We start from the raw sequence: 20369 nt of genomic DNA, 5'->3' as shown, positions 1-20369 counted from the left end.
CACCCCACGACCGGCCCGGGGCGTGCCGCGTGCACGTCCCGGGCCCGGGTGGGATCCAGACTTTCCCTATCTCAGGAGAATTCATGCAGAACAAGAGAATTCGGCGGATAGCGACTCCGATCACCGCGGCGGCTGTCGTCGGGATCACCGTGTTCGGTGGCATGCCTGCCCAGGCCGCCCCGATCACCACCAACTTCACGGCCGCCTGCCTGGCGACCCCGTCGGCCGTCGCCGGGCCGACCGTGCAGGCGCAGCCGTCGTCGGTGACCATCGATGCCCCCGCGACGGTCGATGCCGGCCAGGAGTACGAGGTCACCATCGCGCCGCCGCCCATCACCTACCCCAACTCGGTGTCGGGGGCGAGCGTGCAGAACGTCTCGCGGATCAAGATCGACGTCGACGTGCCGCAGAACGCGGAGTTCCTCGGCGCGGACATCGTGCCGGGCACCAGCTCCGGACTCAGCGGTGTCGCACCTAATGTGCTGCGGGTCAACGAGAACGGCAACGTGGACCCGAACGGGACGGTCATTCGTCTCTCGGGCAACAACGCAGTCATCGGAAACGGTCCCAACTCCAGCAAGAACGCCGAGGGTGGCATCGTCGCGAAGGCGGTGTCCGGCGCGAACACCACATTCCAACTGCCCCAGGTCAAGGCTCGGTTGCGGGCGGGCGCCTCCGGAAACGTCGAGATCAAGCTGCGCACCGGGGGTGACGCGGGGAAGTGGGCCAACGACAAGAACTTCCTGACATTCCTGCCGAAGGCGACGCTGATCATCACCGCATGGGCCCCGACCCAGTGCAGCCCGCGTGACGGTGAGAGTGCGCCCCTCAACGGGGGTGCGGGCCCGCTGGCGACGACCAGCATCACCGAGGCGGACAAGGCCACCACCACCACCCTCGCCGGCCCTGGCACTGCCAAGAACGGCACCCCGGTCACCCTGACCGCCAACGTCGCACCGTCGGCGAGCGGCGGCACCGTGCAGTTCAAGGACGGTGACGCCCCGATCGGCGCCCCGATCGGGCTGGCAGGCGGCAACGCGGCCCTCACGACGACGTTCACCACCGACGGCGACCACCCGATCACCGCGGTCTACTCCGGCGCGCCCGGATTCGTGGGATCCACCTCGGCGGCAAAGATCGTGAAGGTCACCACCGAAGCGCCGCCGGAAACGGCGACCACCACCACGGTCGAGGCCCCGGCCAACGCCAAGGTCGGCCAGGACGTGAATCTCACGGCGCGGGTCACCCCCGAGGGGACCGGCGGAACGGTGAACTTCATCGTCGACGGCGGGGCCCCGGTGACCGGCATGGTCGGCACCGACGGCATTGCCGTTGCCCCGTACACCTTCACCACGACCGGAACCCACAAGGTGGTCGCGAAGTTCAGCGGCGCACAGGGTTTCGCGCCGTCGACCTCGCTCGCCTTCCCGGTGAGCGTCACGACGCCCGCGCCCGCGGACGTGGAGACCACCACCACGCTCGCGGCACCCGGCACCGTGGAGAAGAACGTCCCGGTGACGCTGAGGGCGACGGTCGACCCGGCCAACGCCAAGGGCAAGGTGCAGTTCAAGATCGGCACCGCGCTGATCGGCGGCCCGGTCGACGTGGTCGACGGTGTCGCGACGCTGCCCACCACGTTCCACAACTCCGGCACCTACAACGTCACGGCGGAGTTCACCGGTGACGCCGGGTTCACCAGTTCCGCCGCGGCTCCGCAGACGCTGACGGTGCCCGGTGCCACCGGTCCGGGTAACGGCGGCGGACTCGGCAGCCTGGAGAGCATCTTCGGCTCCTGATCGAGGCCGAGCGCTCGGGGTGCGTCGCCGGCTCACGGCCGGCGGCGCACCCGCCGCTCTCCGCGGGGAGTTCCCGCTACACCCCCGCGGTGAGCGCGACGGTCAGTGGAACGACCGTCAGGCAGCAGATCGCGGCCGCGAAGAGGGCGATCACCAGCCCTCGATTCCAGCGGCCACGGGCGCCGCTGGCCGCCGTCACGAACAGGACGAACCCGACGCAGACGGAGGCGATCGTCACGAGTACGGCGGCATCGACCATGGTTCGATTCTGCCCCGCTCCCAGGGTGCGCCCGCGTGCACCCCGGGGGTATCGCGTGGAGGGTGATCTCGGTGCGCGCAAACCCCGGGGTCTGCGGTAGCGTCTGGTTCATCGTCTGTGCATCTTTTTGATACCTCCCGCGGGCAGTATGGGCTGGCCGGACCGGGAATCGGAAGGAAAGAGGGGGCTCGCACAATGCGCCTGAAGAAGTCCATCGCAGTGCTGTCCGCGTTCGCTGCTGCGACCGTGGGGACGGTGCTCTCCGGCACGGCCGCCCAGGCCGCGCCGTCGGGAGGCAATTGCCCGAGTATGTACGTGGTGGCCGTCCCGGGTACCTGGGAGACGTCCACGCAGCCGGACAAGCGTCCCGGTCCCGGCATGCTCGCCGCCGTGACCAATGCGCTTCCCGCGTCGAAGATCCGGTCCGACTACGTCACCTACGCGGCGACCGCGTTCCCGTGGGAGGCGGAGGTGTACGGGGCATCGAAGAAGCAGGCCACCGACAACGCGCGGGGCATGCTGGAGGCGATGCAGCGGGCCTGCGCCGACACGCGTTTCGGCATCATCGGCTACAGCCAGGGCGCGGACGCGGCGGGCGATCTGGCCGCGGAGATCGGCACCGGCACCAGCACCATCCGCCCCGAGAAGGTGGCGGCCGTCGGGCTGCTCTCCGACCCGCGCCGCGCGGACAGCGACGTGCTGATCGGCCCGGCCGTGCCGGGCATCGGCTCGGGCGGCCCGCGAATCGGCGGGTTCGGCTGGCTCAGCGACCGCACGGTGACCTTCTGCGCGCCAGGTGACCTGTACTGCGCGACCGAGCGCACCGACTTCGTCACCCGGCTGGCCGGTTTCCTCGCACAGAACTCGGATCCGGGCTCCTCGGATTCCCCGAGCTACGGCGACGAGGCGACGATGATCTGGAACGACCTGCTCGGCGCGGGTGGCATCCCGACGCTGCAGAACCAGCTCACCGATGAGGCGAACAAGGGTCGTCGGAAGCAGCTCGAGCGGTTCTACGGGTCGGGCGCGCACCAGGATTACCAGGGATACGCGGTCGACGCCGCCGGGAACACCCCGACCACCTGGCTGGCGGGCTGGCTGCGCGACCGCGCCTGATCCCGGGGGCGGTTGCCCCCCCTCACCGCTTGCGCGATCACGCGATGAACCCGCTTCATCGCGTGATCGACCAGCCCCAACGCCGGATCCCACCGAATTCTCTGGTCAAGGTGGTCAGGGTCCGGCACAATGCCTGCGACCGGCGGACAGCCGGTCCACGGCGTCGGGCGCGAGGGAGCAGCGGCATGCGATCGTCAGGTGAAGCGGCCTTGGGTGCGCGCGAGCTCGTTGTCGCGCTCGCCTCGGCGATGGAGATGCAGAGCGAGGAACTCGCGGCGCGGGTGATCGACCGGCTGACCTCCGAGATGGTGGAGGCCAGGGATCCGTTGATCGCCACCATGCAGGCCGCCACCACGGTGGAGTCGCTGGCATCGATCCGCCAGATCCTGCAGCACCGGATCGAGGCGGGGCGCACCGACGCACCGGCGACGGCGCTCGAATACGCCAGGCAACTCGCGCAGCGCGGGGTCTCGCCGGCCGCGATGGAGCGGGCCAACCGGCTGTCCACGGACACCGTGATGCGGTGGTGTCTCGAGCAGATGGAGCTGCTCAGCGACGACGCCGCGGTGGTCGCGCAGGCGGCGCTGCTCATCATGACCGACACCGCCGGTTACGGCGACCGGGTGGCGCACCAGCTGGCGGCCGCCTACGAGGTCGAGCGTGAACTGTGGCTGCGCCGCAGCAGCGTCTCCCGTGAAGCTTGCATCGGAGCGCTCCTGACGGGCCGGGCCACGGACCTGCCCGCCGCGGAACTCACCCTCGGATATCGGCTTTCCCAGCGGCACCTGGCGCTGGTGCTGTGGACCGAGCGGGCCGAATCCCGTGACAACGAGAAGAGTTTCCTCGAGCGATCGGTCGGCGTCCTCGCGGAACGACTCGGCTGCGCAGGGCCGCCGCTGGTCGTGCCGCGAGCCGACAACGAGGCGTGGGCCTGGTTGCCTGTCGGGTCGTCGGTCGATCTCTCGGCGATCGGGCCGATCGTGGCCGGCTGGGAGCGCCCCGTCACGCTCGCGGTCGGGGTGCCTGCGGAAGGGGTGGCCGGATTTCGGCGCACCCACGAGCAGGCGATGTCCGCGCAGCTGGTGGCGACGAACTCGGCGCGTCGCGGCCCGCTCGTCGTCTCGAGCGCGGAGGTCGGCGCGATCGCACTGATGTGTGCCGACATGCCTGCCACCGTGAGGTGGGTCCGCGACATCCTCGGCCCGCTGGCCCTGGACGATGCCGCGAGCGAGCGGCTGCGCGAGACGATCCGCGTGTTCCTGGCCAACGGAGCGAGCTACACCGCGACCGCGGAAAAGCTGAACATGCACAAGAACTCGGTGGTGTACCGGCTCCGCAAGGCGGAGGATCAGCTCGGTCACAAGCTCCGCGACGGCCACCTCGACCTGGAAATCGCTCTGGCGCTGTGTCATTGGCTCGGCGCGGCCGTGCTCGAGGCGGGACCGGATTCGGCCGCCTCGAGCACCGGTGGCTAGCGGACCAGGCTCAGCGGCTCCCGTGTCGCCGTCTTGACGAAGTAGGCGATCTCGTCGATCGCGCGCTGTGCCTCCGGCACCACGTCGGCGGCCGCCTGGAACACGTGCACCTGTCGGCGCCACACCTGGAGTTCGCAGGACACGCCCGCCTCGGCGAGCCGGTCGGCCATCAGCTCGGAGTCCGGCAGCAGCAGCTCGTGCGACCCGACCTGGATCAGCACCGGCGGCAGCCCCCGCAGGTCACTGTCGACCGGGCACAGCCGCGAACGGTCGCGCGCCGACCCCGACCGGCTGTTGGCCCGGCCGGAGATCCGGGCGAGCTCGCCGAGTGCGTGGCTCGGGAGCATGGCGTCGCGGCCCGCGTTGCGGTGCTCGGTCTTGCGGGCCGGATCCATCTCGGTGAGGGGCGAGAGCGCCACGATGCCTGCCGGACCTGGCAGGCCCTGCTCACGGAGGGCCAGCGGGATCATGAACGACAGGTAGCCGCCCGCCGAGTCGCCTGCGATGACGATCTGATCGGGCCGGTAGCCCTTGGCCAGCAGCCAGCGGTAGCCGTTGACCCCGTCGTCGACCGCCTCGCCGATGCTGTGCTTCGGGAGCATCCGGTAGTCGACCATCAGGACCGGCGCCTGTGCGGCGGCGGAGATCCGCGAGACCAGGCGCTGGTGGGTGCCGACCCCGCAGAACATGAATCCGCCGCCGTGCAGGTAGAGGACGACCTGGTCACCGTCGGCACCATCCGCCTCGACCCACTGCGCGCTGCAGTTGTCGAGCAGGATGGTGTGGCTGCGGGTGCCCTCGATCGGCGGATGCATCATGGCACCCATGTCGTCGAGGAACTTCAACGGCCAGGGCAGCGACGATGCCTTCGCCCACAGCGAGATGACCGGGCGCACCGTCATGCGCAGCGCGTGGGCCAGCATGCGCGACTGCACGCTGGTGCCGTGGATCTCCTGGCGATCAACCGTGGTCGGGAGGTGGCCCGGCTGCGGCGCGACGGCGCCGTCGACGAACAGCGCCTGGACCGAACCGAACTCGCGGTCGCCGGCATTGACAAACTCCACAACTTCACTGCTGGTCACTAGACATCCTCGGGCTTCGCAGGGAACGCGATCGTCATCGGTGCGCGCGGCGCGGACGCCGCCTGCGCGGTCAAAATGTGATGGCGGTCACTGGCATTTCAAGGACATTAGGGCGGATCGTCCGCCCTGCCACCGGGCGCACCGCACGAGAAATCCGGCCGCTTCTGTACTGAGCGTCCAGTTTTTACGTACAAGCGTCCAGTTCGGGGTTCGGATAGCCCTGCGGAGGGCGTCCGCGGGCAAGTAGCGTGACCGGAAACGGCCGCACGAGGTGGCCTGAGGGAAGGGGAGCCGATGTCGGATCTGAAGGTGGTGGCCACCATCGCCGCAAAGCCCGGTTCGGAGGAGATCGTGCGGGACGGCCTGTCCACCCTCGCAGCCGCGAGTCGTGGTGAGGACGGCTGCCTCGGCTACGAGCTGTACGAATCCGCGGCGGCCCCCGGCACCTTCGTCACGGTCGAGGTGTGGACCGGCCAGGAGGCATTGCAGGCGCACATGGCGACGCCGCACCTGCAGGCAGCGTTGGGCACGTTCGGCGCCCATCTGGCGGGTGCGCCGCAGATCCACCCGCTGACCCCGATCGAGGTCTGAGTCCGGTATCCGGACCGGGTCGTTACGGGCGGTGCCGGATCAGCAGGTCCCGGACATGGCCGGTCTCGTTCACCGAGGCCGCCCGGGCATTGCCGTTGCGGGACACCAGGACACGGGTGATCGACGCGTAGTCGATCGGGAAGGTCAGCGGGCGGTCGAGGCCGAGCAGGCCCTGCAGGTACACGTTGATGACGCCGCCGTGCGCGAACACGGCCACGGTGTCTTCGTGGTCGGCCCCCGCGACCACCCGGGCCAGGCCGTCGTGGACCCGGGACCGGAACTCCCGTTCGTCGACGAAGTCGGGGAGGTGCCCGGCGAGGATGCGGGCATAGGCGTCCGGCGCGATCGTCTTGGCCTCGTGGATGGGCACGTAGTGGGCACGGCGGTGGTCGTACTCGGCGAGCCCGGCGTCGGTGGCCACGGTCAGCCCGCGGGCCGCCGCGACCGGTGCCGCCGTCTCGAGTGCACGCCTCTGCGGGCTGCTGACGATCGCGGAGATCGGATACGGGTCCAGGGCGCCTGCCAGCCGCCCGGCCTGTGCGTGACCGTCCGCGGTCAGGCCCGGGTCCGCGCCGTCGGCGGACTCGGCCGAGAGGATTCGTTCGGGCAGCGCATGACGGATCAGAAGCAATTGCACCCGGTCAGACTGTCATGCTCGCGATCAGCGCCGCGACCGAGGCCGGGCGGTCCGCCATCATGTTGTGCCGGGCGGGCCGCAGCGATTCGAACCCGGCGCCGAGCCGGTCGGCGAGCCGCCGCTGCGCCAGGACCCAGTGCCGCGACCGACCGGAATCGGCGGCCACGACCAGGGTCGCGGGCAGGGGGCCGAGCAGGCGGAGCCGCTCGAGCTCGACGCCCAGGTCCGGGTACGCCGCGTTCTCGATGAGGGCCGATCGCAGGTAGTCGGGTTCGGTGAAGGTCTGCCGGATCCAGTCGACCGCTTCCGTGTCGGGGGCGCCGTGGGTGGCCAGGCGCACCCACGGACCGGCCAGGCGCTGGAGCCCGCACGCCGAGGCGCCCCGAGCGAGGCCGGTCGAGACGCCGAGCCGCCATCGGCGGGGGAGCGCGAGGGGGCGGCGCGCGGCGATGCTGGTGTCGAGCAGCACCAGGGCCGCGGCCCGCCCGGGGTGGGTCCGCGCGAATCCCTCGGCGTACCAACCGCCCATCGAGTGACCGACCACCGTCACGGGCCCGCGCACCCCGACCGCGTCGAGCACCGCACCGATCCGGTCGGCCTCCCCGCGGACCGTCGGCGGCTCGTCGGAGGCGGGACTGAGTCCGAAGCCGGGCCGGTCGAACCGCACCACGGTGCAGGCCCGGCTGAGCAGGGCTGCGACCCCGTCCCAGTCGAACCAGTTGCCCGCGAGTCCGCCGACGAGCACCACCGGCGGGCCGGACCCCTCCACCATCACGTGCAGGGATCGCCCGCCGACCTCGACGAACGCTCCCGGTGGTTTCACGTGGAACCCCGTCGGCCTTGCTGCGCGGTGAGCAGTGCTGCGTACACGATCCAGGCGGTGACCGAGATCAGCTGCAGTCGCTGTGCGTAGCCGAGGAGCCAGACCTCGTCGCCTCTCCCGTCCATGTCGACGGCGAAGAGGGTCCACACGGTGCCGACCAGATAGAGGGCGACGACGCCGAGCCCATACCAACGCAGCGGGCGCGGCCATCCGTAGCGGTATGCGGCGAGGATGAAGGCGAACACCGAGACGGCCGCGGCCGTCGCGGCGGCCGTGCTGGTCACGGCGTGCAACGACCGGACGGCGTGCAGCAGGCCGGCCTCCTCGCGTCCGGCGCACTCGCTGCTGCCGTGGGCCGAACAGGCCAGCGGCATCCGGGAGTCGAGGAACGTGCTGACCGCGAAGACCGCAAGACCGATCCAGCCGATCGTGGTCAGCAGCAGGCGCGGGCGCAGCGCCAGGCCGAACCCCGCGGCTGTGGCGAGCACGATGCCGGTGAGCAGGTCCCCGGTGCGGAACAGGAAGCCGTACGGCTGATCCAGCGCGGCGAGTTCGCTGACGTAGGCCCGGCTCGGGTCGAGGCCCGTCGGCAGCACCCACTCGAGCATCCAGGACGAGTACAGCACCGCCCCCAGCACCAGCAGGCCGATCAGGATCCGGCGGATCCACCGCTGGGTGTCGGGCGCGGTGTCGGGTTCGGTCACTGGCGCGGCTTGGCCAGCGGGAACGCCAGTGATTCCCGGATGCTGCCGCCGGTGATGAGCATGACGATCCGGTCCACACCCATCCCGATCCCGCCGGTGGGCGGCATCGCGTGCTCGAGGGCCTGCAGGAAGTCCTCGTCCAGCTCCATCGCCTCCTCGTCGCCGCCGGCCGCCAGCAGCGACTGCTCGGTGAGCCGCCTGCGCTGATCGACCGGATCGGTGAGCTCGCTGTAGGCGGTGCCGAGTTCGACACCCCAGGCCACCAGGTCCCACTTCGCCGCGACTCCGGGGATGGTGGGGTGTGGCCGGGTCAGCGGCGACATCGAGGTCGGGAAGTTGGTGTAGAAGGTGGGGAACTCGGTCTGGTCCTCCACCAGGTGTTCGTACATCTCCTGCGCGACCGCGCCTGCGTCCCAGTCGGACTGGTGCGGGATCCCGTTCTCGTCGCACAGCCGCCGCAGTTCCTCGATGGGGGTCTCCGGGGTCACCTCGACGCCGAGCTTCTCGGCGACCGCGCCGTGCATGGTCTTGACCGGCCAGTCGCCGGAGATGTCGATCTCGACCGGTGTGCCGTCCGGTCCGGGGCGCAGGATGATCTCGCGGCCGTGTGCGGCCACGGCCGCCGCCTGGATCAGCTCCCGGCACAGCACCATCATCCGCTCGTAGTCGCTGTGCGCCTCGTACGCCTCCAGGATCGTGAACTCGGGGTTGTGCTTGAAGTCCACCCCCTCGTTGCGGAACACCCGGCCGATCTCGAAGACCCGCTCCATGCCTGCCACGCACAGCCGCTTGAGGTAGAGCTCCGGCGCGATGCGCAGGTACAGGTCCAGGTTGTAGGCGTTGATGTGGGTGATGAACGGTGCCGCGTTCGCGCCGCCGTGCACCTGCTGCAGGATCGGGGTCTCGACCTCCATGAAGGCGCGGGAGGTGAGCGAGTCCCGCAACGACTTCACCACCGCGCTGCGGGCGGTGAGCAGGTCCCTGGCCTCGGGATTGATGGCGAGGTCCAGGTAGCGCTGACGCACCCGGGTCTCCGGGTCGGACAGACCCTTCCACTTGTCCGGCAGCGGGTGCAGGCACTTGCCGTTCATCCGCCACTCGGCGGCGAGCACGGACAGCTCGCCCTTGCGGCTGCGGCCGATGGTGCCGCTCACCTCGATGAGGTCGCCGAGGTCGAAATCGGCGGTGAACTCGTCGAGCCGGTCGCCGACGGTGGTGCGGTCGAACAGCACCTGCAGGTCGCCGGACCAGTCGCGAACCTCGGCGAACGCGACGCCGCCGTAGGCACGGATCCGCATGAGCCGCCCGGCGATTCGGACCCTGGTGCCCTCCGGTGACGAGGCTGCCTCGGCGACGGTGTGGGTCGGCGGGTAGGCCACCGGATACGGATCGACGCCATCGGCGGCCATCCGGTCGAGCTTGTCCATCCGCACCCGGACCTGTTCCGGGCGACGGGGGCCGACGGTCTCGGTGGCGAGCGCGGCGACGTCGTCGGGCGCACTGCCGTCCGAGTGCAGCAACCCCGCCGCCGCCACGGACTGCGGCACCGCGACGCGGGTGCCGGTGTGCTTGCTGATGTCGCGGCGCCGCCACCGCGGCAGCGTGACGAAACCCTCCGCCACCGCGGACGCCATGCCGACCTTCGGCAGCACCCGGCTGTCGGAGAAGCACAGGTAGCGCGGGGCCCAATCCGGTTGGTACTTCACGTTGGAGCGGTACAGCGCCTCGAGCTGCCACCACTTGGAGAAGAAGACCAGGATCGATCGCCACACCCGCAGCACCGGACCCGCACCGATCCGGGCGCCCTCCTCGAAGACCGACCGGAACACGGCGAAGTTCAGTGACACCTTGTTGATGCCGAACCGGTCCGAACCGGTGGCGAGCTCGGTCACCATCAGCTCCACGACACCGTTGGGCGCCTTCGGGTTCCGGCGCATCAGGTCGAGCGACACCCCGGTCGGACCCCACGGCACCAGCGAGAGCATGCCGAGGACCTCGCCGTCGGCCGAGCCGTCCCCGGCCTGGTCCGTCTCACCGATTGCCTCGACCAGCACGCAGTCGCCGTCGGTGATGTCACCGAGCCTGCCGAGGGCCATCGAGAAGCCGCGCTCGGTCTCGGTGTCGCGCCAGGCATCCGCCCTGGCGATCACCTGCGCCATCTCCTCGGGCGGGATGTCGCGATGGCGTCGGATCCGAACGGTGACACCCTGCTTGCGAACCCGATTGACCGCCTGCCGGACCTGCCGCATCTCGCGTCCGTTGAGATTGAACTCGCGGGTGTGCAGGATCGCCTCGTCGCCGAGCTGGAGGACGGTCAGCCCGGCGCGCGCGTAGGCGGTGGCGCCGAGCTCGCCGGCTCCCATCACCGCCGGGGTCCACCCGTAATTGGAGGCCAGGTCCAGCCACGCGTCCACCGCGTGCGGCCAGGCCTCCTCGTCGCCGATCGGGTCGCCGCTGGCCAGGCAGACGCCGAGCTCGACCCGGTAGGTGACCGCCGCCTTGCCGCTTGGCGCGAAGACCACGGCCTTGTCGCGGCGGGTGGCGAAGTAGCCGAGCGAATCGTCGGCGCCCGAGCGGGCCAGCAGTCCGCGCAGCGCCGACTCGTCGTCGCCGGTCAGCGCGTTGTCCGATCGCTGCGATCGGAACAGGGTGACCACCGCGGCCAGCAGCGCGAGGGCACCGAGCAGCCCGAGCAGGGTGCTGACGAAACCGTGTGTGCGCCCGTCGAACTGCTCGTTGCCCAAGACGACGCCGCCGAAGACCCGGTTGAGCGACCAGAGCAGCCGTTGATCCGACGGCAGGGTGCCCGGGAACAGCTCCACCAACGCCCAGCCGAGCAGGGTGCCGATGGCGAGACCGACCAGCAGCACCCCGAGCGCCTTCCAGCCCGCGCCCCGCCTGACCCGCGTGTAGAACTCCTTGCGAGCGGCGATGAGCACGCCGATCACCGCGAGATGGACGACGAGGGCCAGCGCGGCGTTCACGTTCCGCTCGACGATGGCCTGGCCGAGATTGGTGAGGGCGATGAGGACCAGGTAGATGGTGAGCAACCACCACGCGATGCGCTTGCGGCTGGCCAGCGCTGCCGCGAGCAGCGCCAGCACCAGGGCCCAGACGATGCTGGTGTCCGGTGCGTCGAAGTAGTAGTCGTTCACGTACTCGCGCGGCACCCGGATGAGGTACCGCAGCACGGGCGAGATGCTCCACAGGAAGACCAGGGTCGCGTAGACGCCGATCACCAGGCCGGCGATGTGCGGCACCTGCCTGAGGTGCCCCGTGGTCGGTCTGCCCAGTCGCTTGGCTGTCGGATGAGCGGACTCGAGCGACGTTTCGGTCGTGGTGGTCGGCGTCATCTACCCAGTGTGAAGGGTTCTTCGTTCGTGTGGGGGATGATGAACGAGTGCCTGCGCCCCAAGATGTACCGATCCGTGACGATTCGATCCGCCTCGGACAGTTCCTCAAACTGGCGAACCTGATCGAATCGGGCGCCGATGCCAAGGCCGTCATCGCCGACGGTCTGGTCAGTGTGAACGGTGAGGAAGAGGTCCGCCGCGGCCGCCAGCTGCACGAGGGCGACGTGGTGGAGATCGGTGGGATCAGCGTGCGGGTCTCGCGCTAGCGCTCCCGGCCGCGCCGTAGCGCCGAGAGTGCAGCTGTCGGCATCCCACTCGGGCGATGTCCCGACAACTGCACGCTCGGCGGTCAGACCACGAGCGGGACGAGGGCCTTGCGGTCGGTGGGGTAGTCCTCGAACTTCTCGCGGTACCACTTGTGGGTCGCGATGGCGCGGGGGATCAGGTTGCCCGCGGTGATCAGGAAGATGACGACGCCTGCCAGCGACCAGGTCAGCAGGGCGAACCCGGCCCAGGCGATGAGCTCACCGAGGTAGGCCGGGCTGGTGACGAACCGGAACCCGCCGCCGTACGGGATCTTGTACTCGGTCGCGCCGGGGTTCTGCTTGTCCCGGAGATTGCGCACGATCGACTCGGACGACACCAGCAGGGCGAACCCGCCCAGGTAGATCACCACGCCGCACAGGAACCGGGGGTCGGTCAGCCATTCGGTTCCGTACTGGTTCAGGTAGTCGTGGCTGAAGAAGGCGCCGTTGAGGTAGCCGTGCATGCAGGTCACCAGCATCCCCATGCCGATGACGGAGACGTTGAAGGTGCTGCGCTTGCCCGGGACCTGCCGGATCGAGAGCGGGAAGAACCAGCCGCGGTTCGCGTAGTGCAGCAGCCAGATCCCGGCGAGCACCAGCGACGTGGGTTCGAACCGGTTCGGGCCGGTCAGGAAGAAGATGGCGAACACCACCGTCGCGGGGATCTCCATCAGCCACCAGCCCAGCTTCGGGTTGAGGTTGAACCCGAGGTTCGTCGAGCTGAATCGGCCGTACGAACTCTGGGCGAAGAGGCCGCCGATGATGACGAACGCCGCGAAGGCGAAGGCGATCGTCAGGACGGTGTCGTAGACCGTGTTCCCGGTGTACCAGTGCATCGAGATCCTTCATCGTGCGAGCGGCCTGCTCGGCCACGTTCCGGCGGCGACGCCGGATCGGCGACGCTCAAACTGGAACACGTTCTACCACGTCTCGATGCTGTCCGCGGCGCTATGGTGCGATCGGTGTGCCGGCGACAGGCCCTGGCAATGGCGCGGTTTGGCCGCAAAGACGAGGCGGGGCGCACGAATCGACCGTGCGCCCCGCTCGGTGTCGATCGACAGAATTGAACGCGGGCCGGCCCTATTGGACGTACTGCTGCTCGAACTCGGCGGTGGCCGGGGTCGGGGTGATGACGTCGATCAGGACGCCCCCTGGACCGGCGATGATGAAGTGCCGTTGCCCGAAGTCCTCCGTGCGGATGTCGAGCACCGCCGGATGACGTCCGACCGTCACGAGGCGCTCGTACTCGGCGTCCACGTCGTCGACCTCGAAGTTGAGGATGATGCCCTGCGCGCGCGATCGGTGCCCCTCGGGGATGGTCTCGTGGGTGTGGTCCAGGATCGCGAGTTCGAGGTCGGGTTCGCATCGAAGGCTCACGTACCAATCGGATTCGAATGTCGTCTCGAAGTCGAACCAGTGGCGGAAGTAGTCCGCCGACTCGGCGACGGTGTCGGTGCAGATCACCGGATAGAAGCTCGTCTTTGCCATGAAGTTCTCCGTTCAAGATAGATACGTACACAATGTATGTGTCTGAACATACGCATACACTGCGTACGTATCAATGGGTCGTCGAAGGGGTGGGCTTGAGTCCGTCGAAGAAGGAACAGACCGCGACGACAACGCGAGCCCTGCTCGCGGTGGCCGTCGAGATGTTCGCCGACCGTGGGTTCGGCGCGGTCGGACTCGACGACGTCGCAGGGCAATCCGGTCTCACTCGGGGTGCGGTCTACCACCACTTCGGCAGCAAGGCCGGGCTGTTCGATGCCGTCGTGGACCAGGTGCAGCAAGAGGTCGCCGAGCGGGTGAGTCACGCCGCGGCCGGGGCTGGGAATCTGTGGGACGCCCTCGTCGAGGGCTGCCACGAGTTCGTCCGCGCCGGGTCGGACCGCAGGGTCCATCGGATCATGTTGATCGACGCGCCTGCGGTGCTCGGATGGCAGCGCTGGCGGGAACTCGACGCGGCCAACTCGGGTCGCCTGCTGCAGGAGGTGCTCGACGAGTTGCAGGCGGAGGGCACGATCGCTCCCGGACTCGCCGAACCGGCCGCACACCTGCTGTCCGGTGCGATGAACGAGGCGGTGCTCTGGGTGGCACAGTCGGAGGCCCCCGGCCGGGATCGGGACTCGGCGCTGGCGACGCTCGATCGTCTGCTGGCGTCCCTGCGTCAGGGCTGAACTCGCGGGCGGTGGTTCCGCGCAGGTGTGTCCGAATTGTCCACGAATCCTTGGATTTTCGCGTCGCGTGACGTGGACGTGAACCCGCGGCGTCAGCAATTCCCTCCCGGTTCACGGGGAGGACACGAAGCATGCACGAAGTACGTCAGTGCGCTGAATAGCGTCCGGTCATCGTTGTTCATCGATGAAGGGATGGGAAGTGACCACCTCACCACTCAACCGCAGGGCGTTCCTCGAACGCACCGCGCTCACCGGGCTCGGAGTCGCACTCGCGGGAAGCGTCGACACCCTGTTCCGGCCCCAGGTCGCGGCCGCGGTGCCGGGGAAGGTGCCCGGGTACGGTCCGCTCGTTCCCGACCCGGCCAAGATCCTGTCGCTGCCCGCGGGCTTCTCCTACACGGTCGTCTCGCGCTCGGGTGAGACCCTGCTCGACGACGGTTCGCCGGTCCCGAGCGACCCCGACGCGAACGGCGTGTTCGCGAACGGTCACGGTGCCACCATCGTGACCAATCACGAGGTCGGCAGCAACGAGCCCTTCGGTGTCCCGGTGGTCGCCGGCCTCACCTACGACCCTGGTGCACGCGGCGGCACCACCACCGCCACGGTCGGCCCCAACGGGGCGCGCCAGGGCCAGTACGTCAGCGTCGCGGGAACCGTGAACAACTGTGCGGGTGGCATCACCCCGTGGGGCACCTGGCTCACCTGCGAGGAAACCGAGGCCCGCGCCGGATCGAACGGCTTCACCCTCGCCCACGGCTACGTCTTCGAGGTCGACCCGGCCGGCCAGGCCGCGAACGTCGGCAAGAGCCCGATTCCGCTGAAGTTCCTCGGCCGGTACGCGCACGAGGCGGTCGCCGTCGACCCGGCGACGAGTGCCATCTACCTCACCGAGGACGCATCCAGCCCCAACGGCCTGTACTACCGGTGGACGCCGCCGCGGGGCTTCGTCGGCGGCCCTGGAGCGCTCCACGCCCTCGCCCAGTCGCCCGGCGGGGACACCGCAGGCAGCCTGCAGGCGATGAAGTGCCTGTCCGGCGGCGCCCACGTGCCGGACCTGTCGCAGGCCACCGTGCCGGGCGTCCGCTACAGCGTGCAGTGGGTCGACGTCCCCGACCGGGACGCGAAATCCACCTCGGTGCGCAAGCAGTTCACGAACGACCAGGTCACCCGCAGTCGCAAGCTCGAGGGCCAGTGGTGGGGCGACGGCGGTGTCTACTTCGTCGCCAGCTTCGCCCGCACCAGCGACGGCAGCGTCGCCGAACACGATGGCCAGGTCTGGTTCTACGACCCCGCCACCGAGACGGTCGAGCTCAAGACCCTTTTCGGCGTGAATCCGGACCCGTCCGCCGACACCGGCAACTACGACGGACCCGACAACATCACCGTTTCCCCGCACGGCGGCATGATCCTCGCCGAGGACGGCGAGGGCATCAGTCACCTGATCGGCGTGACGGAGGAGGGGCAGCCGTTCCTGATCGCCCGTAACGAGCTGAACGACAGCGAGTTCTGCGGTCCGGCGTTCAGCGCCGACGGGAAGACCCTGTACGCGAACATTCAGACACCCGGACTTGTCCTTGCGATCACCGGGCCGTGGCGGCGCGCGGCGGGGGGTTCGGTCTTCGGCTCGTAACGGCGAGTGTGCACCTGTCGGCGGATATCGCGGGTGGTCGCGTCGTCAGGTGCACACTCGGCTGCGGTGAGGGCGTCAGCTGCCGGGCACTGTTCTATGGCGTCTCGCAGTGCCACACTGGATGGGTCGGTCACGTCTTCTCGAAGGGCGGCGCGGCGATGAGGACAACACCACAGCGCAAAGGGTCCCGATACCCGGTTGGGGTCATCGTCGCGGCGATCGTGATGATGGTGCTGCACATGGGATTCGGCGGAGTGACCGCATCGGCCGTCCAGATTGTGCGGACGCAGGGCGGCGCGGTGTCCGCGGTCGCGAACGTCTCCACCCACCAGTTCACGGTCAGCATCGGGGATCAGGTGGTGCGAACGATGCCGGCGTCGATGGGCAAGCCGGGGCACGAGACCCCGCTGGGCACCTTCGACGTGCTCGAGAAGGACCGGTACCTGGTGATGGACTCGTCGACGTACGGGGTCCCTGTCGATTCCCCGGAGGGATACCGGATCGACACCGAGTACGCGGTCCGGCTCACCTGGGGCGGGATCTTCGTGCATTCCGCGCCCTGGTCGGTCGATTCTCAGGGCTACGAGAACGTCAGCCACGGCTGCATCAACCTCAGCCCCGAGAACGCGCAGTGGTTCTACGAGAACGTGCAGGTCGGGGACACAGTCGTCATCGTCGGCTGAACGCGAACGGCCCCGGCGGACCTTCGTCGCGCCAGGGCCGAACATGCTGGGTCTGTGGGGTGGTCAGTCCTCCGCGCGGACGACGACGCCGTCGTCGTCGCTGTAGACCATCTCGCCGGGGTTGAAGGTGACGCCACCGAAGGTGACCGGCACGTTCTTCTCGCCGGAGCCGGTCTGGGTGCTCTTGCGCGGGTTGGTGCCGAGGGCCTTGATGCCGATCTCGAGGGTGCGCAGGATCGCCGAGTCACGGACCGCGCCGTTGACGATCACGCCCGCCCAGCCGTTGGCGACGCCCTTGCCGCCGATGATGTCGCCGACCAGCGCGGTGTGCACGCTCGCGTCCCCGTCGACGACGAGCACGCCACCGTTGCCCGGCTCGCCGAGGGTCTGCTTCACCAGCAGGTTGTCCTGGAAGCACTTGATGGTGGTGATGCGGCCGGAAAAGACTGCGCGGCTACCGAACTGGATGAACTGAGTGTCACAGCTGCGGATGTCGGGGCCGATCTCGTCGGCCAGATCTGCGGTCGCTACCTGCTCAGTCATCTGTTTCTTCCCTTCGTCTGTTGAACGCATCCACCCTAGTTCGCCGCGGGCCCGCCGCGACCGTGGCGCTGCTCATAGTCGTCGCGGGTGCTGTCCGCCCGGCGCTGCGCCTTCTCGTTGAGCAGTTCCGGGTCGAGGCCGTGGGCGAGCAGTCGATGCCTCCGGTAGATGTTCATCAGCGCGATCGCGAAGTACAGCACCGGGAACAGCAGCAGCGCCATCATCGCCAGCGGGATCCACCGCTCGCCGGGGATGAGCAGGTAGAACGCCAGGAACAGCGGGATCAGGGGCAGTGTGAACCGCAGCACATAGCGCACCGAGGCGCCGGGGCCCACCAGGTCGTTGCGTACCCACTCCTGCATGGAGTCGGGCAGGGTGCGGCCGAACAGGTAGCCGAGGTACTGCGTGAAGGAGGGTTTGCGCTGGTCGGGCATGGTCATAGGGTAGGGCACCCCTGGCCGGGACCGAACCCCCCGACGGGTGGCGAACCGACCGGCGGCGCCCGCACCGAAACCTCCTGCCCGGGGCGAGGCCGCGGGAAACCCCAATTTGCAGACCGACCGGTACGTGTCCTAAATTTCTGGTTTGCTCCCGTCCGGGAGTTCCGGTGCCTTGTCGTTGCGGCCCGGAGGCAACACCGCAGCGAGACCGGCTCCGACTCGGGGCAGGCAATGTATTCCGGGGGGAATATGTATTTCGGGGGAATCGTCCCGCGCTTTGCGCCGGACCAGGTCATCCATCGCGTCCCGCGCCGTGCGGCGCGGACCCGTCGTGCTCTCGGCGGACACGGTTCTTCTCCACTTCGCTGACCCAGCAACCACGTCATCCATCCGCGGCCCAGCCGATCAGCGGCGCCGCGCGGCCCACGGCGGCCTCGGATCGCGTCGGCACCATCGCGACCTCACGTGGTGGTGCCACCACCACGAAACATCGAAGGAGAACCCATGAACCACCACAGAGGCGCCCGTCATCGCGCGCGCACCGAGCGCGCGACGGTGGTCGGTGTGATCCCGCTGGCGATCGCGATCACCTGTGCGGGACCGGCTTTCGCCCAGCCCGGCGTGATGGTGCCGGAGGCCGAGCAGCCCGGCGTGGTGGCGGAATTCGCCCCCGAGCCCGCGCAGGCGCCCGAGGTCGAACCCGCCGCATCGGAGCCGAAGACCTACTGGATCGCCCCTCCGGTCGAGTACGCCGAGGTGCCGACCCGGCCGGTGCCCACCTACGACTACACCGAGTACTCCGAGCCCGTCGCACCGGTTCAGATCCAGGAACTGCACCTGCCCGTCGCGGTCGAGGTGGTGGCACCCATCGAGGCGCCGAAGGAGCGACTGCGGATCGGTGACTTCGTCTCCGATCAGCCGAACTGGCTCTCCGACGAGTACCTGGACCGGACGAACAACACCTCCGCGGTGATCGAGGCCCAGGTCAACACCTTCTGGAAGTCGATCGGTGTGGACGCCGAGCGCAGTGACCGGATCGCCGCGGCCACCGTCGGTGGCGCCGCTTCCGGCGCGGTCGCGGGTGCCCTCGCCGCGGGTGTCCCGGTGGCGACCGCGGGCGGCCTGATCGGCGGCACCATCGGCGGAATCGCCGGTGCGAACGTGGTTCCGGGCTCCTGGGCCTACGCCCTCCCCATCGGCGTGACGACGGGCATCGTCGGCACCGCCGCTGGAGCCGGAATCGGCGCAGCAGTCGTCGGTATCCCCGCGGCAGCGGCGGGTGCGGTCGCCGGTGGCGTGGCCGGTGGCCTCGCCGGTGCTGCGTTCGGCGCAGGCGACAGCCTCGGCACCCCCACCGAGTTCGTCCTGCCGAACGTCACAGAGCCCGACGCCGCGGCGCTGAAGCTGCAGGCAGGCGAGGAGTACGCCCGGCTCGCCATGGAGCAGCCCGCCGTGGCCACCGCCGTCGTCGATGCGGTCGTTGCGGCCCCGCAGCTCGCGGACCAGGTCACCGCCCAGGCGGTCGCGGCCCGCGAGGCCACCCTCGCCCAGCCGGGTGGCGAGCAGGTCATCGCCGGACTCGACGCCGCAGCGGTGGAGCTGAATCACGCGTTCGGTCCTGTCGCGGGCATGGTCGGCGAGGCGTTGGCCGCGGGCCGGGACGGCCTGGCCGTCTAGGGTCGCCACCGCACCGGCAACAGGAGGTCCGACATCGTGGGCACACGACAACCGCCGCCAGGCGGCAGATTCGGCGAATCGTCGTCAGATCAGCGTCGCCCGCCCCCGTGGGTCCCGATTGCAGGCCCGAACCCGGGCACATCCGAGCCGGCCGCACCCGGTGCCTGGTTCGACAAACCGCAGGACGGTGCGCCGCCGGTCATCGACACCGGATGGGTGCCGCCGCAGTCCCCGCCGGGGTGGCTGCGGCGGCACCGGGTCGACGTGGCGCTCGGTGCCGCCGTCGCGGTGGTCGTCGCAGGCGGTGCGGCGACCGCACTGCTGCTGGCCGACCGGGGGTCGTCGGACGTCACGGTCTCGCCTGCCACCTCTCCGGCCGCGGCCGAGTCCGACGAACCCGACGTGGCGACGTGGTGTGCCGGATTCGCCGACGGCGAAGTGGTCTCGCCCGACTCGTCGGACCGCGGCGCCGTGGCGATCGCCGGGTTCGAGGACGCCTACTACGTGGCCCGCGACGGGGTCAGGGCCCGCAGCTACGTCGCACCCAACGCGCTCGTCGCCTCCGCGGAGCAGATCGGGCAGGGAATATCCCAGATCCCTGTCGGCACAACGCATTGCCTGCTCGTGAAGCGGATCGGCGAGGGCCGGTACGCGGTCGACGTGTTCGACCGGCGTCCCGACAACAGCGCGAATCATTACCGCCACACCTTCACCACCGCGACGGACCCGGTGTCGCCGACCGGGGTCGCCATCACCTCCATCACGCTTCGAGAGGGGAAGTGACCCGGCATGAGCCGCGGCTACACGGATTCGACTCGCACCTGGGCGATCCACACCTACAAGCAGACCCGCGACCAGTACCGGTCGCGGTTGGAATGCTGCGCCGCCATCGCCGCGGACGTCGGCGCGCACACCAACACCGTGGTGCGCTGGGTCAACGACGAGCTGGGTCGCCCGCGGGTCGTGTCGGAGGAGGACCTCCCGCAGCGGGTCCGGGACCTCGAGAGTGAGGTCCGCAGGCTCAGGCAGGCGAATCGGGAACTGAGCGAGCGTATCTCGCTCGGTATCTGATCCGCGTCCG

At 69.4% G+C, this 20369-nt stretch carries 20 protein-coding genes and 1 pseudogene; 11 read left to right on the top strand and 10 right to left on the bottom strand.

Annotated elements, in window-relative coordinates; translation table 11 throughout:
* Window positions 1–83 precede the first annotated feature (83 nt).
* The gene (locus ACWFRB_RS05015; RefSeq protein WP_452639285.1) at window positions 84–1796 is read left to right on the top strand and encodes an Ig-like domain-containing protein; all 1713 of its coding nucleotides are present in this window, start codon (window positions 84–86) and stop codon (window positions 1794–1796) included.
* A gap of 76 nt (window positions 1797–1872) precedes the next feature.
* On the opposite strand, the gene ACWFRB_RS05010 is transcribed toward ACWFRB_RS05015, so the two are convergent.
* Window positions 1873–2055, bottom strand: coding sequence for a hypothetical protein (locus tag ACWFRB_RS05010; protein ID WP_097210717.1), 183 nt, complete (start codon window positions 2053–2055; stop codon window positions 1873–1875).
* Between the two features lie 195 nt (window positions 2056–2250).
* On the opposite strand from ACWFRB_RS05010, the gene ACWFRB_RS05005 reads away from it, so the two are divergent.
* A complete protein-coding gene (locus ACWFRB_RS05005; RefSeq protein ID WP_452639283.1) occupies window positions 2251–3171 on the top strand; it encodes a cutinase family protein in 921 nt (306 codons plus the stop codon).
* Window positions 3172–3356: 185 nt separating this feature from the next.
* Window positions 3357–4646, top strand: a complete 1290-nt coding sequence (locus tag ACWFRB_RS05000) for a PucR family transcriptional regulator (RefSeq protein ID WP_452639281.1) — start codon at window positions 3357–3359, stop codon at window positions 4644–4646.
* On the opposite strand, the gene ACWFRB_RS04995 is transcribed toward ACWFRB_RS05000, so the two are convergent.
* Window positions 4643–5728 (bottom strand): alpha/beta hydrolase, encoded by a 1086-nt coding sequence (locus tag ACWFRB_RS04995; RefSeq protein WP_452639279.1) that lies wholly within the window; start codon window positions 5726–5728, stop codon window positions 4643–4645. The two genes, ACWFRB_RS05000 and ACWFRB_RS04995, sit on opposite strands and share 4 nt — an antisense overlap.
* A 294-nt stretch (window positions 5729–6022) precedes the next feature.
* Between ACWFRB_RS04995 and ACWFRB_RS04990 the strand changes: the two genes are divergently transcribed.
* Window positions 6023–6319, top strand: coding sequence for a putative quinol monooxygenase (locus tag ACWFRB_RS04990; RefSeq protein ID WP_452639278.1), 297 nt, complete (start codon window positions 6023–6025; stop codon window positions 6317–6319).
* A 22-nt stretch (window positions 6320–6341) separates the two neighbouring features.
* On the opposite strand, the gene ACWFRB_RS04985 is transcribed toward ACWFRB_RS04990, so the two are convergent.
* Genes ACWFRB_RS04985 through lysX form a run of 4 tightly spaced genes read right to left on the bottom strand, consistent with a single transcriptional unit; the run spans window position 6342 to window position 11836 of the window.
* Window positions 6342–6956: a histidine phosphatase family protein gene (locus ACWFRB_RS04985; RefSeq protein WP_452639277.1), complete on the bottom strand. Its 615-nt coding sequence runs from the start codon at window positions 6954–6956 to the stop codon at window positions 6342–6344.
* Between the two features lie 4 nt (window positions 6957–6960).
* Window positions 6961–7779: an alpha/beta fold hydrolase gene (locus tag ACWFRB_RS04980; protein ID WP_452639276.1), complete on the bottom strand. Its 819-nt coding sequence runs from the start codon at window positions 7777–7779 to the stop codon at window positions 6961–6963.
* Entirely contained in the window at window positions 7776–8483 is a 708-nt protein-coding gene (locus tag ACWFRB_RS04975; RefSeq protein ID WP_452639274.1) for a DUF998 domain-containing protein, read from the bottom strand. The genes ACWFRB_RS04980 and ACWFRB_RS04975 overlap by 4 nt, the downstream gene beginning before the upstream one ends.
* Entirely contained in the window at window positions 8480–11836 is a 3357-nt protein-coding gene (gene lysX / locus ACWFRB_RS04970; RefSeq protein WP_452639272.1) for a bifunctional lysylphosphatidylglycerol synthetase/lysine--tRNA ligase LysX, read from the bottom strand. Before lysX ends, ACWFRB_RS04975 begins: the two co-directional genes overlap by 4 nt.
* Window positions 11837–11883: 47 nt before the next feature.
* On the opposite strand from lysX, the gene ACWFRB_RS04965 reads away from it, so the two are divergent.
* A complete protein-coding gene (locus ACWFRB_RS04965) occupies window positions 11884–12102 on the top strand; it encodes an RNA-binding S4 domain-containing protein (RefSeq protein ID WP_452639271.1) in 219 nt (72 codons plus the stop codon).
* 83 nt (window positions 12103–12185) lie between these two features.
* On the opposite strand, the gene ACWFRB_RS04960 is transcribed toward ACWFRB_RS04965, so the two are convergent.
* Together ACWFRB_RS04960 and ACWFRB_RS04955 are read right to left on the bottom strand one after the other, a co-directional pair.
* Complete coding sequence (locus tag ACWFRB_RS04960; protein ID WP_452639269.1) at window positions 12186–12977, bottom strand: 3-oxo-5-alpha-steroid 4-dehydrogenase; 792 nt, start codon at window positions 12975–12977, stop codon at window positions 12186–12188.
* 244 nt (window positions 12978–13221) lie between these two features.
* Complete coding sequence (locus ACWFRB_RS04955) at window positions 13222–13629, bottom strand: VOC family protein (RefSeq protein WP_452639268.1); 408 nt, start codon at window positions 13627–13629, stop codon at window positions 13222–13224.
* A gap of 95 nt (window positions 13630–13724) precedes the next feature.
* On the opposite strand from ACWFRB_RS04955, the gene ACWFRB_RS04950 reads away from it, so the two are divergent.
* From ACWFRB_RS04950 to ACWFRB_RS04940, 3 genes and pseudogenes are all read left to right on the top strand, one after another.
* The gene (locus ACWFRB_RS04950; RefSeq protein WP_452639267.1) at window positions 13725–14315 is read left to right on the top strand and encodes a TetR/AcrR family transcriptional regulator; all 591 of its coding nucleotides are present in this window, start codon (window positions 13725–13727) and stop codon (window positions 14313–14315) included.
* Between the two features lie 199 nt (window positions 14316–14514).
* On the top strand, window positions 14515–15945 hold the full coding sequence (locus ACWFRB_RS04945) for an alkaline phosphatase PhoX (protein ID WP_452639266.1): 1431 nt from the start codon (window positions 14515–14517) through the stop codon (window positions 15943–15945).
* A gap of 290 nt (window positions 15946–16235) precedes the next feature.
* Window positions 16236–16628, top strand: a pseudogene (locus ACWFRB_RS04940) (L,D-transpeptidase); the annotation flags it as partial.
* Window positions 16629–16691: 63 nt separating this feature from the next.
* Here ACWFRB_RS04940 and rraA read toward each other — a convergent pair.
* Both rraA and ACWFRB_RS04930 read right to left on the bottom strand, forming a co-directional pair.
* Complete coding sequence (gene rraA, locus ACWFRB_RS04935; protein ID WP_452639264.1) at window positions 16692–17171, bottom strand: ribonuclease E activity regulator RraA; 480 nt, start codon at window positions 17169–17171, stop codon at window positions 16692–16694.
* 35 nt (window positions 17172–17206) lie between these two features.
* Window positions 17207–17605, bottom strand: a complete 399-nt coding sequence (locus ACWFRB_RS04930) for a DUF5313 family protein (RefSeq protein WP_452639263.1) — start codon at window positions 17603–17605, stop codon at window positions 17207–17209.
* A gap of 510 nt (window positions 17606–18115) precedes the next feature.
* On the opposite strand from ACWFRB_RS04930, the gene ACWFRB_RS04925 reads away from it, so the two are divergent.
* The 3 genes from ACWFRB_RS04925 to ACWFRB_RS04915 are packed head-to-tail and all read left to right on the top strand — an operon-like array spanning window position 18116 to window position 20359.
* Entirely contained in the window at window positions 18116–19288 is a 1173-nt protein-coding gene (locus ACWFRB_RS04925; RefSeq protein ID WP_452639261.1) for an insoluble domain protein, read from the top strand.
* Window positions 19289–19324: 36 nt separating this feature from the next.
* Complete coding sequence (locus ACWFRB_RS04920) at window positions 19325–20071, top strand: hypothetical protein (protein ID WP_452639260.1); 747 nt, start codon at window positions 19325–19327, stop codon at window positions 20069–20071.
* Window positions 20072–20077: 6 nt separating this feature from the next.
* Window positions 20078–20359: a transposase gene (locus tag ACWFRB_RS04915; protein ID WP_452639258.1), complete on the top strand. Its 282-nt coding sequence runs from the start codon at window positions 20078–20080 to the stop codon at window positions 20357–20359.
* Window positions 20360–20369 lie beyond the last annotated feature (10 nt).

The sequence above is a fragment of the Rhodococcus sp. NPDC055112 genome (assembly GCF_053607505.1).
Note: the sequence above shows the minus strand (reverse complement) of the source record. Positions and strands in the feature narration are given on the sequence as shown.

Bases quoted from the DNA above. Each gene is read 5' to 3' on its own strand.
- ACWFRB_RS05015 (WP_452639285.1), top strand. From the start codon at position 84: ATGCAGAACAAGAGAATTCGGCGGATAGCGACTCCGATCACCGCGGCG.
- ACWFRB_RS05010 (WP_097210717.1), bottom strand. From the start codon at position 2,055: ATGGTCGATGCCGCCGTACTCGTGACGATCGCCTCCGTCTGCGTCGGG.
- ACWFRB_RS05005 (WP_452639283.1), top strand. From the start codon at position 2,251: ATGCGCCTGAAGAAGTCCATCGCAGTGCTGTCCGCGTTCGCTGCTGCG.
- ACWFRB_RS05000 (WP_452639281.1), top strand. From the start codon at position 3,357: ATGCGATCGTCAGGTGAAGCGGCCTTGGGTGCGCGCGAGCTCGTTGTC.
- ACWFRB_RS04990 (WP_452639278.1), top strand. From the start codon at position 6,023: ATGTCGGATCTGAAGGTGGTGGCCACCATCGCCGCAAAGCCCGGTTCG.
- lysX (WP_452639272.1), bottom strand. From the start codon at position 11,836: ATGACGCCGACCACCACGACCGAAACGTCGCTCGAGTCCGCTCATCCG.
- ACWFRB_RS04960 (WP_452639269.1), bottom strand. From the start codon at position 12,977: ATGCACTGGTACACCGGGAACACGGTCTACGACACCGTCCTGACGATC.
- ACWFRB_RS04955 (WP_452639268.1), bottom strand. From the start codon at position 13,629: ATGGCAAAGACGAGCTTCTATCCGGTGATCTGCACCGACACCGTCGCC.
- rraA (WP_452639264.1), bottom strand. From the start codon at position 17,171: ATGACTGAGCAGGTAGCGACCGCAGATCTGGCCGACGAGATCGGCCCC.
- ACWFRB_RS04930 (WP_452639263.1), bottom strand. From the start codon at position 17,605: ATGCCCGACCAGCGCAAACCCTCCTTCACGCAGTACCTCGGCTACCTG.
- ACWFRB_RS04925 (WP_452639261.1), top strand. From the start codon at position 18,116: ATGAACCACCACAGAGGCGCCCGTCATCGCGCGCGCACCGAGCGCGCG.
- ACWFRB_RS04915 (WP_452639258.1), top strand. From the start codon at position 20,078: ATGAGCCGCGGCTACACGGATTCGACTCGCACCTGGGCGATCCACACC.